The following is a 16,646-nucleotide window of genomic DNA, read 5'->3' as shown; positions in this document are numbered from 1 at the left end:
GTGGCATCTGTGACTGCGGGGTGGTCACGAAGCGAAGGAGGTGTACTGTTTCCGATGAGTGGTCGCCAAACTCTGTCTTCACACGATGGCTAGTTCCGGACTCTCACAGGACCAAGTGTTCGAAGTTCTCAAGAGTCCGCGACGGCGGTACGCGCTCTACTACCTGCGTCGAGAGGGGGGAACTGTCGAACTGTCCGGTCTGACCGAACAAGTCGCGGCGTGGGAAAACGACACGACGACCGCCGAAATCACGAGCGACCAGCGAAAACGAGTGTACATCTCGCTCTACCAGACGCATCTCCCGAAGTTGGACGATGCCAAAATCATCGAGTACGACCGCGAAGACGGGAAGGTAAGCCTCTCGCGTCGCGCACGGGAACTCGACACCTACCTCAGGGACGTCTCCCGACCGGAAATCCCGTGGGACAGATACTATCTGGCGCTGTCAGCCGGAAGCATCCTGCTCGTTCTCGGCGTCTGGTTCGAAATCTACCCGTTCGTCCTCCTTTCGGGAATCGCAACCGCGATACTCATTTTGGTCGTCTACGCGCTCTCCGCCATCGGCCAGTATGTCTACTACCGGCGGCGAACCGTGCAGGGGACGCCGCCGGAACTTCGGCGGGCGGAGGGGCAGTAGCCGCGTTTTCACGGTTGGTTCTGTTTCAGCCGCAGGCTGTACCCAGTCTACCCTTCTCGCTGTAGCTACTCCAGTTTCAAAGCAGGAAAAACGCCGGCGAGGAACCGAGAGTTCCTACACCCTATCTTCGACGTTGCAGACCGAACTCGCTTCCGCGAGGATGAAGGCGTCGTCGCGAAGCATCTCCTCGTCTTTCGGGAGGAACATGAGCCGTCCCTTGTCGTTTTTGCTGGCGCGAATCACGTCCCACTCGTCGATTTCGTAGCCGAGGTCGCCTTCGAGGTCGGGGTCGGCTGGAAGCTGTTTCCACTGTACGCTACTCATTGGTTTTGCTCCACGCTGACCCACGCTTTCGCGCCGCCGTCGATTTCGATGCGCTGTAAGTCGCCGGAGAACCGGTAGGCGTCCGTGCCGTCGATAACTCTGCCTTTCACTCGCTTGCCGGAAATCGTATCGAAGTCGTTGGCGGAACCGAGGTCGTCGTCTTTCGCAACCGAACCGCCGATGTCGAAGGTGTAGGTGCTGGCCCCGTCGCCCTTGCTTCCGTCGATGACGAGGGTTTTCGGCAGGCCGAGTTTGCCGGGCGTGACGCGCTTGCCGTTCAGATAGAGGGTCGCGTTGCCGTCGAGGCTGAACTTCGTGAGGGTTCCGGCGAACTGATAGCTGTCGGTACCGCCAGCGACCGCACCGGAGACGGTGCCGTTCTCGATTGTGTCCTCTTTGCTCTTCGTTCCGCCCCGCTTGGCGGATTTTTTGACCTTGCCCGTAACCTCGAACTCGTAGTTCGCTTCGGTCGAGGCGTCGGAACTCGAAATGCTCAGGACGTTCGGAAGTCCCTGTGCCTTGGCCTGTTTCTGCTGAGTCGCTTGTTTACGGTTGCCCGAACTGCCGCCAGCGCCGCTCGCGGCCTGCTCGGCCGACATCGGGACGCCCTTCGGCGGAGTCAGGTCAGCAGCCTCTCCAATCCGGGTGTTCGTTTCGGTGACGGTGCCGCCGTCGATGGTGGCGATGTCGCCGACGATGTCGCAGTTTCGGAGGTGGGTTTCGCCGTACCACGACCAGATTGCCCGCGTGTTGGTGGAACCGGGGGCGGAACAGCCGACGCCGCAGGGTTGCGCGCCGGTCGTGTCGATAACCGTATTCGTCACGTTACAGGGGCGAGTTTTCGAGTTGAGTCGAACGTTCGAGATGGTGTTGCCCTTGAAGTACGAGGATTCGACGTGGAGGTTACCGCCGTAGCCCTGTGCACCGGGGCCTGAGCCGTACAGGCCGTTGTCGATCATACCTGCGATGTGGACGTTTCGGAAGGTGATGGTGCCTTGGTGGGGGAGGTTTGCATCGACCCAGATGCCGCCGCTTTTCGTTCGCGGGGCCTGTCCGTCGCCCATGTAGACGTTCTCGATGAGGGCGGTGCCTTCCGGGTCGGAGACGCCGGGTGTCATGAGGTAGTGACCGCCGGGATGTTCGCCTTTGAAGCCGACGTTCCGAATCGTCCAGCCGGAACCGATCGTCGTGATGAGCACCGATGCGCCGCTCGCGCTCATGTCGATGAGTTTGTTCTCGAACGTTTCGCCGTCGCCGACCGCGATGGACTTCGTCTCGCCTGCGGGAACGGTAATCGTCTCGTACTCGTTCGTGCCGACCGCTGACCCGGTCGCCGCGAACGTTGCCGCCGTTGCACCTGCAAACTTCAGGTACGAGCGTCGATTCAGGTGGCCCTTTCTCTCGGAACCGCGTGCCGTTTCGTCGCGTGCCATGAATTCAATGCTACCTTACTGATTTAAGTAGATTCCGATTCAGTCTCAATGAGAAATGGATTATTTAAATACTATTGCTGTCGCGTTGACGGCAGAAAAAGGTGGGCTTACGCCCAGAAATATCGCGTTACCGCAGAGTTAGTTGCCTTTCGCGGCCTGCTCCGCGCTCTGGGGAACCTTCTTCGGAATCTTCGTTTTCGGATTGCTTTCGACGCTTTGGGTCTTGACGGAGCCGCTGGTCGGCCCTTCGACCTGCGAATTCTTGACGACGACTTCGCCACCGTGGAAGCCACCGTTGACGGCCTCGTAGTCGGTGACGCTCACGTCGCAGTTTTCGACGGTAATGGGAACGTACCAGCCCCAGATTCCGCGCTTGTTCGGTCCGTTCGGGTGATGGACGGAAGAGTCCGTGTTCTCGATGACGGAATCTTTGACGTAGGAACCCGGCGTGCCGAGTCGAACGTTGGCGATGTCGTTGTTCGCACAGTAACATTCCTCGACTTTGACGGGGCCGCCCGCACCCGCACCCTGTGCCGCACCGGGGCCGCTCGCGTACAGACCGTTGTTCGCGTACTTCTGGATGTTGACGTGGCGGAACGTCAGTTCGCCCTCGTGGGGCGTGTTCGCGTTGACCCAGACTGCACCGGGTTCCGCTTCGTTCGCGCTGTTCGTTTCGACGCCGTCGCCCATGTAGACGTTCTCGATGAGGCCTTTGCCGCCCGAGGAAACGCTCGGAATCATGCTGAACGAACCGAAATTCTTCGCACTGCAACCACCCTTGAAGCCCACGTTTCGAATCGTCCAGTCGCTTCCGCTCGCCTCTATCATCACCGACGCGCCCGATGCGCTCTGGTCGATGAGTTTGTTCTCGAACGTTTCGCCGGAACCGACGGAGATGTTCTTCGTCTCGCCTGCCGAAACGGTAATCGTCTCATACTCGCTTGCCGAAACGCCTGTGCTCGCTACACCGAGTCCGGCAGTGGCGGTTACCGCAGCGCCAGCCGTCTTCAGGAACGAACGTCGATTGAGTTTCTCACTTCTCTTTTGGTCGCGTGCCATTGCAGGTTCAATGCTATCTTACTGATTTAAGTATCCTCTGGTTCAGTCTCAATGCTGCCTTACGAATTTAAACATGGTGGCCGATTTCACAGCAGACACTCGCTACCCGTTCAGGCCGCGGTTTCTCGACCGCCACCGAGCCATACTAAGTAGAAAAACGGGGTTCGAACCTCGAAACCCGTGGAAACGTGCTATTGAATCACACGTAACCGCAGACTCGGATGTTTGGGCGAATATCGCCGGTATGACCAGTCTGCACCGGGAGAAACCGGCGCATAACAAAGGACGCAGAAGGGTTTTTCGCAGACAGCATGGACTGTCAACTACAGACGCTCCTCGTCGGTATCGACGCCGGGTGTCGCTCCGTTCTCGACCCACTGTTCGAGGACGACGCGCTTCCGCACCTCCGGTCGATTTTCGCCGAGGGGTCGTCAGGGCCACTGGAATCGCAGATTCCGCCGTGGACACCCAGTGCGTGGCCCTCGCTGTACACCGGGGTCAACCCCGGTAAGCACGGCGTTTTCGGCTTCCTCGACTTCGACGGCTACGACTGGGATGTCGTGAACGCGAGCCGAGTCCGCGAACACACGCTCTGGGAACTCCTCGACTTCCACGACCGTTCGAGCGTCGTCGTCAACGCTCCGGTGACACATCCACCGCGGGCAATCGACGGGGCGGTTCTCCCGGGCTACACCGCGCCGGAAAATCCTCGCTGTCACCCCGAAGGACTGCTGAACGATGTGCGAAACGAAATCGGCGGCTATCGGGTGTATGCCCCGCGAAACCTTCCGAAAGACAAGTCGGTCGAGTGGTACCGGCGTCTCACGCGCATGCGTGGTGACGCATTTCGATACCTCGCAAATCGCTTCGACCCGGAGTTTGGCTTCGTTCAGTTTCAGAGCACCGACTCCGTCTTTCACGAGTGTCCGGGCGAGGAGGACATCGTTCGGGCCGTCTACGAAGCGGTTGACGAACAAATCGGAGAAATTCTCGACGACTGCGACCCGGATACGGTCATCGTCGCCAGCGACCACGGAATCGGCGAATACACCGGCTACGAGTTCCGCGTCAACGATTTCTTGTGCGATGAAGGCTACGTGAAAACGGTTCGCGGCGGCGAAGGAATGCCGTCGTGGTCTACCATTGCAGGCAACCAGTTACAGCAGGGAGAAGAAAGTTCACCGCGAAAACAGGGCGCAGTCGAGCGGGGACTCACACTCGCCGCGAAAGTCGGCATTACGAGCCAACGAATCGGAAGCATCCTCGCTCGCGCGGGACTGGACGAGTTCGTCGCAAAACGAGTCCCGGAGAATTTCATCCGGGCCGCGACCGAACAGGTCGATTTCTCGAACTCCGCTGCCTTCATGCGCGACAGAATCGAATGCGGGGTTCGAATCAACCTCGAAGGGCGCGATCCCGACGGCGTCGTCCCCCCGGAAAAGTACGACGAGGTTCGTTCCGAACTCGTCGGGAAACTGGACAGCGTCAGAACGCCGGACGGCAAACCGGTCTTCGAGACGGTTGCGCCCCGCGAGGCGTTTTTCACCGGGCCGTACAGCGACGAGGCGGTTGACGTGGTTTGTGTTCCTGCCGACTTCGACCAGTTCCTTTCGGCACAACTGCGCGGCCAGCAGTTCGGCCCGCCGCGCGAACCGTGGAACCACAAACTGAACGGAATTTTTGCGGCCACGGGAGCAAATATCGACGCCGACGCGACCCTCTCGGACGCCCATCTGTTCGACGTGGCTCCGACGATTCTGGCGAGCCTCGGCGTTCCCGCGAGCGACCGGATGGACGGGCGCGTCCTTCCCATTGTGGAAGCAGTCGGCGAGCAGAGCTACCCCGCCTACGACGCGGGTGAGACGGTTGAAACCGACGACGAGCGCGTGGAAGCGCGACTCGCAGACCTCGGATATCTCGAATGAGTGTAACCATCGAAAAAAACGGCATCAGAGTAGAGCGCGCAGACGACGTAGACCGCTGGGACGATTACGTGGAGCGGTCGCCACATGGTGACGTGTTCCACCGACTTGACGCCCTGCGGGCGCAGGCGGAACACACGGGAGCTACGCTTCACCCACTAGTCGGCTACAAAGGACAGGAACCGGTCGGTCTGTTTCCCGCCTTCACGATTTCGAAGGGGGGCGTCACGACTGCTTTCTCACCGCCGCCGAACCTCTGGCTTCCGCATCTCGGCCCGGTGCTGTTGAACATGGAGAAGTTGAAACGACGCAAAGCAGAGCGCAGACACCGCCGATTCATCGACGGCTGTCTCGACTGGTTGGACAGCCAGTACGGGCCGAAGTACGTCCACGTTCGAACCGGCGGGCGATACGAGGACATTCGTCCGTTCGAGTGGAACGAGTTCGAGGTGCTTCCGCGGCACACCTACGAAGTTGACCTCACGCCCGGCGAAGAAGACGTGCTTTCGAGTTTCAGCAGTGACGCCCGGAGCAACACCCGAACCGATGAGAGCAAATTCGACATCCGCATCGGCGGCGTAGACGCCATCCGACGAATCATTCGGCAGGTCAAAGACCGCCACGACGCGCAGGACGAACCCTACCGCCTCTCTGCAAACTTCGTCGCCGACCTCTACCAGAGCCTTCCTGAAGGCGCGGTTCGGCCCTACGTCTGCGAAGTCGATGGCGAGTTCGCGGGCGGGATGGTCGCGCTGGCGGACGACGAACGAATCTATCGTTGGCAGGGCGGCGCGAAACACGACCACGACGTGCCAGTGAACGACCTCGTGGACTGGAAAATTATGCGCGACGCGATGGACGAGGGAATCCCGCGCTACGACCTCGTCGGCGCGAACGAGCGCCGACTCTGCGGTTACAAGGCGAAGTTCAACCCCGAACTCGTGCGCTACTACAGTTTGGAGCGCGGCACCCGGATGATGAACCTGCTGACGGACGTGTACAAGCGATTTAGATGAACTGACAAAATTTTTGTTTATCCGTCACAGCGACCACGTATGGAAAACCCACTCGTGGCGGCAGGCCTCGCACTGATTGCGTGGTCGATTGGAATCTCGTTCGGGCCGGTCGGTGTTTTTATCGCCGGATTTCTTCTCGTCGCGCTCGGACTGTCTTCAGTGCAAATCGATGGACTGTCGTGGAACGGCTGTCCCACCTGTGGGAAGAAAATCGACCGTAACGACAATATTTGTCAGCACTGCGGAACGAGACTACCGGAAGAATAGCCGACAGTTTGTTTTAAAATCCGTTATCAACGACCGATTACCGGCGCGTAACGGACAATTTTCCGCGGGACGCCGGGCATCCCATCGACTAGCCACAGGAAGAAGACGAAGAACAGGAGGCCGAGTTCGAGTGCGAGATAGCTCTGAATCTCGGGGTCGTTCAGGTAGGTGAGGTAGTCGCCGAAGTATTGGCGAAACCGGGCCAAAAAGCCGAGACTCGACTGGTCTTGCGGAACGGAGACGAGGGGCCACAGCAGAAATCCCGGTGCGGGGTCTTTGCCGACCGCAATCGGGTAGATGATGTCGCCAGCGAGGTGTGAGAGGTAGCCAACCGTGAACGCCACGCCGATGTCTGTTCGACGGGCGCGGTGGGCCAAAACCAGCGCGACCGCAGAAAGCGGGAGCGCGGTCAGCAGCGAATGGGCCAGCGAGTGCCCGCTCGGAAGAATCGAAAGCGTCCACGCGAGGGGCTTGTCCACGAGGTCGGGCAGTTGTGTTGCGATTCCGAGAGCGACGACCGCGTCGCTCCGCGGCGGTTTTCCGGTGACGAGCCGCCTCGAAGCCGAGTAGGCCAGATAGCCGAACGCGAGGTGTTCCCACGGCCACATTATTCCGCCTCGGTGGTAGTTTCGGTCTCGTTCACACCGACGGTTATCCAGATGTAGGCGTGTTCGTCCGCGTTTTCGATGGTCGGGTCGGTCGGCGGGTCGCCCGTGTAGAGCAGGTATACCACCCGGAGGTTGTCACCGGCCATCGTCGGCGCGATGTCGTGTTGGGTTCGCCACGATTCGCCCGCCGGAACGCGCTGGTCGAATCGCTCCAGTCCCTCCTCTTCGACGATGCGCGCGCTCCCGTCAGGTCGCTGTTCGACGCGCTGAAGTTCCGCGACGACGGTGTATTCGACTCGCTCTTCTTCGTGGTTCGCTACCGAGACGTACACCGGTTGCGTCTCACCCGGCGTGAACGATTCCGGGTAGTTCTCCGCGACGAACTCGCCGTCGTCGGTTTGCGTGAGCAGGGACAGCTGGGAAAACTGCTCGCCGTCCTGTGGCGCGACGAACGCGTAGCCGACTGCCGACAGTGCGACGACCACGGACAGCGCGAGAACGATGTTGAGGGCGACATCCGCACCGGTTTCGGCGTCGAAGAGGGAACTGTGGAGTCGGGAAGCGCCGCCGCGAATCGAGACGGAAAACCGGTCGTCAGCGTGCGTAGTGAGGCGGCGAATCACTGCGAGAACCGTCACACCGAGCGTGAGCGAAACGAGGCCGAAGAGGACGGTAAACAGCGTGAATGAAAATCCAGCGAGTGAGAGTGCCAGACCGAACAGCGGGAGGAGGCTAAGACTGACGCCGAACGAAAGCGCGAGTCGCTCGCCTACGGTAATTCCGCCGCGTCGAAGCCGATTCGGAAGAGAACGGGCCGAACGACGCGACGGCCCGTTCCCGGGAAACAGGAGCGAAACGACGGCGTAGCCCGGCGCAAATAGCGCGACCGGAAGTCCCAGCGCCGCGGCGAGCGGCGTCCCATGAATTTCGGATTGATAGAGCGGGAACGCGGCCAGCGCAACTGCGGTTCCGAGAAACGCGAGGTCGAGGGGTAATTCAAGTACCGGGCGCGCGAGTTTCGCCCACCACGAATCGTTCGCTCCGTGGCTCATGTCGTTCCCGAACGACCGTCGGTCTTCGCGCGGTGCTGTCCCGTCTTTGGTTCTCTAAACACCATCGAAATCAGTCCGTGACTCGGATATTCCTCGATGGTACTTTGTTATCCTGCGCGTACTCCCTCGGCGACGGTTCGAACCGCCGCTATCGGTTCGTTGCTCCGGAATACCTCGCTTTCACGGGATTACAATCACTCCCTGTAGGGTTGCAGGCGGGACATAACAAAGTATGAGACGGCACCATAGTCGTCTGCTTGCCTTGCCGAAGGTCGAGTCGAACGATGGTGATTTACTCTGAATTGGACACGCTCAGCCGACGATTTCGAGGCACAGGTTCCCGACGACGAAGTCATGTTCGCACTAGACGAAGACGAGAATGGGGATGAACTCGCCGTCATCGCGGACGTGACACGAGATGAGGCGTGGATTTCGATGCCGGCCTCGGAATCGCAGGTCATCTCGCAGTGGCGCTAACTCCAAACTACTTTTTACTGCGCTGTCCGCAGAGGATTCACAATGAATCTCACACTGACGGTGCTTGCACTGCTGACCGGCGTCATCACCGGGGGACTGTTTCACTCCCTCGGCGTGCCGATTCCCGCCCGCCAAAACTCCCCGGCATCATCGGCATCTACCTCGGATACCTCATCGTCGAAACGATGGGGTGGACCGTCGATCTACTGACCAAACTCGGAATCTCGGGCTAGCGACTAAAAGAGGATTGGCGAACTGTAGCCGTGTTTTCGGTTACGCTTGAAACTGCGATTGTAGGTTTTCACAATGGATAGTCGGTGCTTTGTGTGGTAATCGATTGCAATTCCCGACTCCAAACCCACCCTCCCTCGTCACTCGCTCCTTGCAGTCGCTCACTCCTCGTTCGCCCGTATCCACGGAAAGAGACACGCTCTTTCCTGCCGTTGAAAACGCTCTGCGTTTTCGAGACACCAGGTCAGCAGGGCGGGCAGGCCAGCGGCCTGCCCGCCCAACCCAAGACCGACCAGCCGTTTTTTCGGAAACTTATTTTCCAACCTACGGCGGAAAGCCGAGCAATCAGTTGAGGGCCGAGTGCGACGCACTCGGCCCTCTTGCTGTCCTGGTGGCAACGGGCGAAGCGAGGAATAAGCGACTGTAAGGAGCGAATGACGAGCGAGGGCGTGACTTGGAGTCGGCAGTTGCAAAACTACCAAGTCAAAACGAATGCAAGAACTTCCAAACCCAAAATTGTTATTCAAACGCTCACCGAAGCAAAAATTCAAAATATGGTGAAACCACCAAAACACCGAAAAAGTCGAACTTAGTAGCTTCGAATCTTCGGTTCGTACTTCTTCTCCGCACCTTCGAGGATGGACGGCTTGAACCAGAGTTCAGGCGTGCCGTTGTTCCACGAGAGGAGCGTGTGTTTGAGCCAGTTTTCGTCCCTGCGCTCCTGATGTTCCTGTCGCCAGTGGGCACCACGGAACTCGTCGCGGGCGAGTGCGCCGAGGGTGATGGCCTCCGCGAGGTCGATGAGGTTGCGCATCTCGATGGTGTGGATGAGGTCGGTGTTGAACGTCCGCGACGGGTCGTTGACGTAGACGTTCTCGAACTCCTCGCGCACGTCGCGGATGTCGCGGAGCGCCTGCTTGAGGCCGTCTTCGTTCCGGAAGACGTTGACGTTCTGGGTCATCGACTTCTGGAGTTTGGCGCGCAGTTCGGCCTGCTGGACGCCTTCGTCCTTCTCGATGAGGTTCTCGACGCGAGCGCGCTCGGCTTCGAGCGCGGTTTCGACGGTCTGTGACGGTTCGGTAACCGCGGTTCCGCCGTCCGCCACTGCGTCTTCCGGCGTGCCGACTGCACCGGGTTCGACGGGCGTATCGACTTGGCCGAGTTCGCTGTCCTCGGTCTTGCCGGTCGTGATTTCAGGCTCGCCGAGGTCTTTCCCTGCGGCGTGGCGACCCGCGCGCGCACCGAAGACGATGAGTTCGGGCAGGGCGTTCCCGCCGAGTCGGTTCGCGCCGTGAACCGACACGCAGGCGCATTCGCCCGCGGCGTACAGCCCAGAGATGCAGGTTTCGCCGTTTTCGTCCGTTTCGACGCCGCCCATGGCGTAGTGCTGGCCGGGTTTGACGGGCATCGGTTCTTCGAGCGCATTGACGCCCTCGAAGTCCTCCGCGAGGTGGAGGATGTTTTCGAGGCGGTCGGTGATGCGCTCCTCCCCGAGGTGGCGCATGTCGAGGTGGACGTACTCGTCGTTGACGCCCCGTCCGTTGTTCACTTCGGTCAGTTCGGCGCGGGCGACCACGTCGCGGGACGCGAGTTCCCCCTCGTTGTTCGCGTAGCCGTGTTCGAACATGAACCGTTCTCCCTCGCTGTTGTAGAGGATACCACCCTCACCGCGCACACCTTCGGAAATCAGCACTCCAGTCGAAGGAAGCGTCGTCGGGTGAAACTGGATGAACTCCATGTCCTCCAGCGGGACGCCAGCGCGGTAGGCCATCGCGGCCCCGTCGCCGGTGTTCGCCACGGCATTCGTCGTGTGGTCGAAGACCTGTCCGAGTCCGCCGGTCGCCAGGATGACGCCGTTTTTGGCCGTGAAGCCCTGCACCTCGCCCGATTTGATGTCGTAGGCGATGACGCCGTGGCAGTCGCGCTCTGTGGGGTCGTCGTGGTTCGTGACAGCGAGTCGGGAAACGTACCACTCGTCGTACACCTGAATGCCGCGTTTGACGACTTGCTCGTACATCGTGTGGAGCAGGTGGTGTCCCGTCTCCGCCCCCGCGTAGGTCGTTCGTGGGAACGAGAGGCCACCGAACGGTCGCTGGGAGACGCTTCCGTCCTCTTCGCGCGAGAATGCCATTCCCCAGTGTTCGAGTTGGATGGTTTCTTTCGGACTGTCCTGACACAGCGTTTCGATTGCCGGGGCGTCACCGAGATAGTCAGACCCCTTCATCGTGTCGTAGGCGTGGTCTTCCCACGAGTCGCCGTCTCGAATCGCCGCGTTGATACCGCCTTCCGCCGCGCCGGTGTGGCTTCGCACGGGGTGAAGCTTCGTGACGAGGGCAACGTCCGCGCCCTCTTCGTGGGCCGCGATGGCCGCGCGAAGTCCCGCACCGCCCGCACCGACGACGATTACGTCGTGTTCGTACATTGTTGCTAAATTAGGCTTACCAGAACTTGAGGTTGTTCTTCACTGCCGAGCGTTTGAGTTCCTGAATGTGCTCGGTCAGCGGGATGTCTTTCGGACAGACGTTCGTACAGGAGAACTGGGTCTGACAGCGCCAGACGCCGTGTTCTTGGTCGAGAATTTTGAAACGGTGTTCGCGCATATCCTCGCCTTCGCGCTCGTCCATGGCGAATCGGAACGCCTTGTTCAGCGCCGCCGGGCCGAGATATTCGTTGTCTCCTGCCGCGATGTTACACGAGGACATACACGCACCACACCAGATACAGCGCGTGGACATCTTCACTTTCTCGCGGTTTTCGCGCGTCTGATGCTGTTCTTGGAGTTCGTCGCTCGGAGCCTCGTTCGTCTGGAAATACGGCTCCACCGCGTGCATCTGGTCGTAGAAATGCTCCATGTCCACGACGAGGTCTTTGACGACTTCGGCGTGCGGGAGCGGTTCCACGCGAACTGGCTCTTCCAAGTCCGAAATCTGGGTCTTGCAACCCAGTCGCTGGGTGCCGTTGATGAACAGCGCGTCACTGCCACAGATGGCCTGACGGCACGAGTGACGGAACGTCAGCGTCGTGTCGAATCGGTCGCGCGCCAGCATGAGCGCGTCCAAGACGGTCATTCCCTTCGTGAAGGGAACGTGGAAGTCGTCGAATCGGGGTTCCATCTTCCCCTCGATTTCGGGGTCGTAGCGGAACACCTTGAGGTGAATTGACTCTTCTTCCGTCTCGGTCGTCTCCTGCACCTCGGTTGATTCCTGCTGTCGGGCGCGTTTTTCGGCCCGTCTGCGGTCACCGGGGGTTTCTGTGCGCTCCGGTTCGGTTTCGGATTCGGTCTCTGATTCGGCTTTTTCGGGTACTTGCGTGCTCATTTAAATCAGTCCGTTCATGACGAGTGCGACGTAGGTTCCCTGTCCCGCGAGCAGGAGGCCAGCAACGACCAGCACCCACTTCACGGCGGTCTGCTGACCGCCGGACAGTCCTTGGTTCACGAGGGCTGCGTAGACGCCGTTCACACCGTGGAACGTCGCCGTGATGAGGAACAGGGTCATCGTGAGGAAGTAGCCCCAGTCAGACATCCGTCCCTGCGTATCCGCAAACGTGATGTCCGCCGGATGGTGGACGAAATGGAGCAGGAAGAAGTGGAACGCCAGCACCACGACGAGGAACGCCGCCGTGACACGCTGGAGGAACCACGTCATGCTTCCGCTCTGGAACGACGAATATCGCTCTGCCATCAGAACGCCCCCTGCATGAAGGTCGGGACACTCGCAAGCACGATGACCGCGGTCACCACGAGCGAGGCGTAGAAGCTCTTGTCCTGCGATTCCAGTCCCATGCCGAGGTCAACGAAGAGGAGTCTGACGCCGTTCAAGATATGGAACACGGCAACGGCGAGCAGTCCGACTTCGCCGACTCGGACGAGAAATATGCTTTCGAGACCCTGAATCGTCGCGGTGTAGGTTTCTGGACCCGCAGTGGACGTGCTTAGCACGGCAATATGCGTGAACAGGTAGCCGATAAGCACCCACCCGGTGAATTTGTGGAAAATCCAGGCCCACATTCCGGCCGAAAATTCCCGCCATCGGCCGAAGTCCTCGACGAGGCCCCGGTTGTACGATTGACTCATTCCAGTCGGATGGTCGGTACCGGGGGCAAATAGAAGTTACTACCTGCCGCCGTTCTCGCCGGTATATTGAAATGTCGATTAGAAGTGATTTTCTACCGTCCTACTGCTCCACTGATTCCGGCGTTCCCACGTAGCCCGGCGGTTGCACGTCGCCCTCGGATTCCGCGTGTGCGCGGTCACGTTTGAGCGCCCGGCGGGTGTCGGCGTTCAGTTCGACGATGTGACACAGCGGATTGCCGGGGTAGACGACGGGATTTTCGAGGACACCCACGAGCAGGCCGGTAAAGGGTGCCTCGACGTGTTCGTTTTCGGTTTTGAACGGGTTCGTGATGGTGCAGATGGGCGTCCCCTCGTAGACGAGCGACCCCCTGTCGTAGTGCATCTCGACCAGTCCGCCCGCGTCCGCGCGGAGCCACGTTTTTTCCTTCTCGTCGTCGATGACCGTGCGCCAACCGGGCCACTTTACCGGGTCGTCTGGGTGGATGTTGTACTCCGCGAAGACGCTCATCACGCCTTCGAGCGCCCGGTCGATGAAATGTCGCTGGAAGCGGTGGGCTTCGCCCATCTCGATGGTGATGGTCGGCGCGCCGCCCTCCGAAACTTCTCGGCGAAGCGTTCCGGACGGGCCGGTAGATGAGATGATGACGTTCGAACCGAACGCCCGTGCGAGGCGCGCGGCTTCCGGGTCTTGCATGTCCGCTCGAACGTGGAGCATGTTCGTTCGTCCCCGCGTAGACGTGTGGAAATCGATACCGAGGTCACACGGTTCGAGGAAGTTGCGATAAATCTGGTCGGCCATCCGCTTCGCGCTGGTGGAGTCCTCGCGCCCCGGGAACGAGCGATTCAGGTCGCGGTCGTAGATGGGGAGGTAGCGCTGTTGGGCGAGAAATCCGGGGACGTTCAGCACGGGGAGACAGACGATGGTTCCGTGCAGGTCGTCGTGATTCCAGTCGTGGGCGACTTCACGAACCACTTCGATGCCGTTGAGTTCGTCGCCGTGGGCCGCCGCCGAGAGAAAAATCGTCGGGCCGGGATGTTCACCGTTGATGATAGTTACGGGAATGCGCACCGGGTCACCGAGATACGTCTCACTGATTCCGTACCGGATATTTTGCGTCTCGCCCGGCTCTACGATACCGCCATTGTACGTAAACGGTTCAGCCTCGTCCCCAGTCATGTACAGCACTCGGGGGTCACCGTATAAAAACATACTACTACACATGTCCATCGCCGAAACTATTAGCATGAGGCTCGTTGGCGCTTCAAATCGACTGGGAACGATTTAAGACGGGACCCCCGAAATGTACTATACATGCCTGCCGACGGCTCACCTGTTCGCGTTGGGGTACTCAGTCTACACAACAGCAAGGAAACGAAAGCAATCTGTAACGCTGTCGAAGACCTCGGTCACAAGCCGGAGTGGCTTCGACACGAGAATACAGCAGTGGACATCAACGACGGAGCGGTCACGCTCGAACCAGATATTGATATTGTCGCCAACCGACTTCTCCTTTCGAACACCGAACAGCCATCCGAGGCACTCGGGTTAGCGAACATCTACGACTCTCTCGTCCCAGTTCTCAATCGACCGTGTGCCGTGATGACGGCGATTCACAAATTCTCGACCGCATCGAGACTCGCCGACGCCGGTATCGCCGTTCCAGACGCACTTCTCGCGCTCGACACCAACCGACTGAACAACGGTCGTCCGGATTTCGGTGACGAAGCGGTGTACAAAACCGCAATCGGAACCCACGGGGGCGGAACGTGGAAGGTCGGTGCGGACGAGATGGTCAACCCGCGGGTCGGGGAACGACAAGCGTTCTTGCAGAAACTCATCGAGCGAGACGAGGGACGACACCGCGACCTTCGCGTCTACGTCGTCGGTGACCAAATCATCGGGGCGATGAACCGCTACGCGCCGGAAAACGACTGGCGAACGAATGTCGCGCTCGGCGGCGACGTGGAGGACATGACCCACGAACTGCCGGACGAAGTCGTCGATATCGCTCGCCGAGCGACCGACGTTATCGGACTCGACTACGCCGGCGTTGACCTCATCGAAGGTAACGACGGCTGGTACGTCCTCGAAGTCAACCCGACTGCGGGATTCAAAGGACTGTACAAAGCAACTGGTCGGAGCGCGGCCCCGTACATAGCGAAGGCCGCTATCGAAGCCGCAGGCGGCGAAGTCGACCACGACCGTGTCGACGAACTATCCGTCACACTGGACGATTCGGTTCCGTCGTGTAAGCCCGTCAGCACCAGTCCTGACCCGACGGAAACCATCGTCATCGGTTACACCGAAGACGTGCTGGTGGGCGGAACCAGCGGTTCCGAAACCGTTCTCGCAAAATCCGACACGGGCGCAACCCGGACGAGCATCGACACGAAGCTCGCGGCCCAAATCGGCGCAGGCCCAATCAAGAGCATGACGCGAGTCAAATCCGGAAGCCGAAAATCCAGCAAGTCGCGTCCGGTCGTGGACGTCGTCGTCGGCGTCGGCGGCAACCGCCACACGGTTACCGCGAGCATCGAAGACCGGAGCCACATGGACTACCCGGTGCTGCTGGGCCGCGACATCCTGAAACACTACCAAGTTGACGTGCGCCGTCGCGTGGACGACGACGACGAAGTCGAGATGGAAGAGGAAGAAGAAGAGCGACTGGAGTAACGAGCGACAGAAGACGAATGCAAGCGAACAGACACGAAAACACACCTGCATCTCGTGTCGGATTTGCACCAACCCTTCTTGCGAATCTTCTCCCGCTAGGTGGTATCATCTGGTTGGACTGGCGAATCAGCGAGTTGTTCGCCATTTACTGGATAGAGATATGGATACTCCTGTTCACCTACGGCAGTGCGGCGCTGTTCGCCCAGCGCCCACTCATAGCGAAGGGTCGCACGATGACGCTCCCCGGCGTCAGTCGGGATAAAGCGCGCGACGAATCCCGATGGGGTGGCGAACCGCGAACCATCTCCCTCTTCGAATCGTTGCCACCGATGTATCCCCGGAATTTCCGCCTTACCGGGCTGTCCCTCGTTTGGGGAATCGGCCTGTTAGTCCAACCTGTGCTCATGTTCGATAACACCCTCAACCTCCTGTCAACGCACTCCCTTTCACTCGCCGGAACAGCCGTCGCAATCGCCGGGTCGCATCTGTTCGAACTCCGGCGTGAGTTCTTCGCCGACCGGCAGTACGAGGAGATGTCCGCCCACATGGTTCTCGAAATACCATGCCGAGTCATCTTCTTTGCATTCTGTTACGTCATGTGTCTGCTCTTCGTCGGTGTTCTCTGTCTTCTCGCCATCGGCGCGATTATTCAACAAACGAACCTGCATATCCCCGACGAAGCCGTCGTACTGTCGTTCGTGACGTTGGTCGTTCTCGGAAAGGTTTTCATCGAATGGTCGAAGTACCGAGCCGAAACGGAGCCGAACCCGAACGGTTTTGCGACGTGGTTTCTCGCGGAAGACCCACGTTCGTCGTCGTAACGAAACGCGAACCGGATAGAAACACCTTTTCTCGACTCGTCCCTACCGAC

Annotated in this window: 18 protein-coding genes; 8 read left to right on the top strand and 10 right to left on the bottom strand. The window is 59.7% G+C overall.

The window, feature by feature from the left end; genetic code table 11:
- Nucleotides 1–85: 85 nt before the first annotated feature.
- Entirely contained in the window at nucleotides 86–637 is a 552-nt protein-coding gene (locus tag HL45_RS05840; RefSeq protein WP_049970214.1) for a DUF7344 domain-containing protein, read from the top strand.
- A gap of 114 nt (nucleotides 638–751) precedes the next feature.
- Here HL45_RS05840 and HL45_RS05835 read toward each other — a convergent pair whose 3' ends face one another.
- From HL45_RS05835 to HL45_RS05825, 3 genes are all read right to left on the bottom strand, one after another.
- Nucleotides 752–961: a hypothetical protein gene (locus HL45_RS05835; protein ID WP_049970213.1), complete on the bottom strand. Its 210-nt coding sequence runs from the start codon at nucleotides 959–961 to the stop codon at nucleotides 752–754.
- Nucleotides 958–2,394, bottom strand: a complete 1,437-nt coding sequence (locus HL45_RS05830) for a hypothetical protein (RefSeq protein ID WP_049970212.1) — start codon at nucleotides 2,392–2,394, stop codon at nucleotides 958–960. The genes HL45_RS05835 and HL45_RS05830 overlap by 4 nt, the downstream gene beginning before the upstream one ends.
- Before the next feature lie 138 nt (nucleotides 2,395–2,532).
- The gene (locus HL45_RS05825; RefSeq protein ID WP_049970211.1) at nucleotides 2,533–3,453 is read right to left on the bottom strand and encodes a twin-arginine translocation signal domain-containing protein; all 921 of its coding nucleotides are present in this window, start codon (nucleotides 3,451–3,453) and stop codon (nucleotides 2,533–2,535) included.
- A 311-nt stretch (nucleotides 3,454–3,764) separates the two neighbouring features.
- On the opposite strand from HL45_RS05825, the gene HL45_RS05820 reads away from it, so the two are divergent.
- Genes HL45_RS05820 through HL45_RS05810 form a run of 3 tightly spaced genes read left to right on the top strand, consistent with a single transcriptional unit; the run spans nucleotide 3,765 to nucleotide 6,658 of the window.
- Nucleotides 3,765–5,378: an alkaline phosphatase family protein gene (locus tag HL45_RS05820; RefSeq protein ID WP_049970210.1), complete on the top strand. Its 1,614-nt coding sequence runs from the start codon at nucleotides 3,765–3,767 to the stop codon at nucleotides 5,376–5,378.
- The gene (locus HL45_RS05815) at nucleotides 5,375–6,391 is read left to right on the top strand and encodes a lipid II:glycine glycyltransferase FemX (RefSeq protein WP_049970209.1); all 1,017 of its coding nucleotides are present in this window, start codon (nucleotides 5,375–5,377) and stop codon (nucleotides 6,389–6,391) included. Before HL45_RS05820 ends, HL45_RS05815 begins: the two co-directional genes overlap by 4 nt.
- A gap of 39 nt (nucleotides 6,392–6,430) precedes the next feature.
- A complete protein-coding gene (locus HL45_RS05810) occupies nucleotides 6,431–6,658 on the top strand; it encodes a zinc-ribbon domain-containing protein (protein WP_049970208.1) in 228 nt (75 codons plus the stop codon).
- A 26-nt stretch (nucleotides 6,659–6,684) separates the two neighbouring features.
- Here the strand turns inward: HL45_RS05810 and HL45_RS05805 are convergent, their stop codons facing one another.
- The gene (locus tag HL45_RS05805) at nucleotides 6,685–7,266 is read right to left on the bottom strand and encodes a metal-dependent hydrolase (RefSeq protein ID WP_049970207.1); all 582 of its coding nucleotides are present in this window, start codon (nucleotides 7,264–7,266) and stop codon (nucleotides 6,685–6,687) included.
- Nucleotides 7,266–8,318 carry a DUF1616 domain-containing protein gene (locus tag HL45_RS05800; protein WP_049970206.1) on the bottom strand — a complete coding sequence of 351 codons (1,053 nt, stop codon included), beginning with the start codon at nucleotides 8,316–8,318 and terminating at the stop codon, nucleotides 7,266–7,268. Before HL45_RS05800 ends, HL45_RS05805 begins: the two co-directional genes overlap by 1 nt.
- A gap of 297 nt (nucleotides 8,319–8,615) precedes the next feature.
- Here HL45_RS05800 and HL45_RS21780 point away from each other — a divergent pair, with 297 nt between their 5' ends.
- Together HL45_RS21780 and HL45_RS05795 are read left to right on the top strand one after the other, a co-directional pair.
- Complete coding sequence (locus tag HL45_RS21780; protein WP_449404100.1) at nucleotides 8,616–8,795, top strand: DUF7556 family protein; 180 nt, start codon at nucleotides 8,616–8,618, stop codon at nucleotides 8,793–8,795.
- Between the two features lie 42 nt (nucleotides 8,796–8,837).
- Nucleotides 8,838–9,005: a hypothetical protein gene (locus tag HL45_RS05795; protein WP_233274698.1), complete on the top strand. Its 168-nt coding sequence runs from the start codon at nucleotides 8,838–8,840 to the stop codon at nucleotides 9,003–9,005.
- 610 nt (nucleotides 9,006–9,615) lie between these two features.
- Here HL45_RS05795 and HL45_RS05790 read toward each other — a convergent pair.
- The 5 genes from HL45_RS05790 to HL45_RS05770 all read right to left on the bottom strand — a co-directional run bounded on the left by HL45_RS05790 (nucleotide 9,616) and on the right by HL45_RS05770 (nucleotide 14,278).
- Nucleotides 9,616–11,448, bottom strand: coding sequence for an FAD-binding protein (locus HL45_RS05790; protein WP_049970205.1), 1,833 nt, complete (start codon nucleotides 11,446–11,448; stop codon nucleotides 9,616–9,618).
- Nucleotides 11,449–11,464: 16 nt separating this feature from the next.
- The gene (locus tag HL45_RS05785; protein ID WP_049970204.1) at nucleotides 11,465–12,343 is read right to left on the bottom strand and encodes a succinate dehydrogenase/fumarate reductase iron-sulfur subunit; all 879 of its coding nucleotides are present in this window, start codon (nucleotides 12,341–12,343) and stop codon (nucleotides 11,465–11,467) included.
- Nucleotides 12,344–12,709 carry a succinate dehydrogenase hydrophobic membrane anchor subunit gene (locus tag HL45_RS05780; protein WP_049970203.1) on the bottom strand — a complete coding sequence of 122 codons (366 nt, stop codon included), beginning with the start codon at nucleotides 12,707–12,709 and terminating at the stop codon, nucleotides 12,344–12,346.
- Nucleotides 12,709–13,101 carry a succinate dehydrogenase, cytochrome b556 subunit gene (gene sdhC / locus HL45_RS05775; protein WP_049970202.1) on the bottom strand — a complete coding sequence of 131 codons (393 nt, stop codon included), beginning with the start codon at nucleotides 13,099–13,101 and terminating at the stop codon, nucleotides 12,709–12,711. The genes HL45_RS05780 and sdhC overlap by 1 nt, the downstream gene beginning before the upstream one ends.
- Nucleotides 13,102–13,201: 100 nt before the next feature.
- On the bottom strand, nucleotides 13,202–14,278 hold the full coding sequence (locus HL45_RS05770) for a succinylglutamate desuccinylase/aspartoacylase family protein (RefSeq protein WP_049970201.1): 1,077 nt from the start codon (nucleotides 14,276–14,278) through the stop codon (nucleotides 13,202–13,204).
- A 135-nt stretch (nucleotides 14,279–14,413) separates the two neighbouring features.
- On the opposite strand from HL45_RS05770, the gene HL45_RS05765 reads away from it, so the two are divergent.
- Together HL45_RS05765 and HL45_RS05760 are read left to right on the top strand one after the other, a co-directional pair.
- The gene (locus tag HL45_RS05765) at nucleotides 14,414–15,775 is read left to right on the top strand and encodes an ATP-grasp domain-containing protein (protein WP_049970200.1); all 1,362 of its coding nucleotides are present in this window, start codon (nucleotides 14,414–14,416) and stop codon (nucleotides 15,773–15,775) included.
- Nucleotides 15,776–15,792: 17 nt separating this feature from the next.
- A complete protein-coding gene (locus HL45_RS05760; RefSeq protein ID WP_049970199.1) occupies nucleotides 15,793–16,596 on the top strand; it encodes a DUF6498-containing protein in 804 nt (267 codons plus the stop codon).
- Nucleotides 16,597–16,646: the final 50 nt, after the last annotated feature.

This window comes from Haladaptatus cibarius D43 (assembly GCF_000710615.1).
Classification (GTDB): domain Archaea; phylum Halobacteriota; class Halobacteria; order Halobacteriales; family Haladaptataceae; genus Haladaptatus; species Haladaptatus cibarius.
The sequence above is the reverse complement of the archived record's forward strand: the minus strand, read 5'-3'. Positions and strand labels throughout refer to the sequence as shown.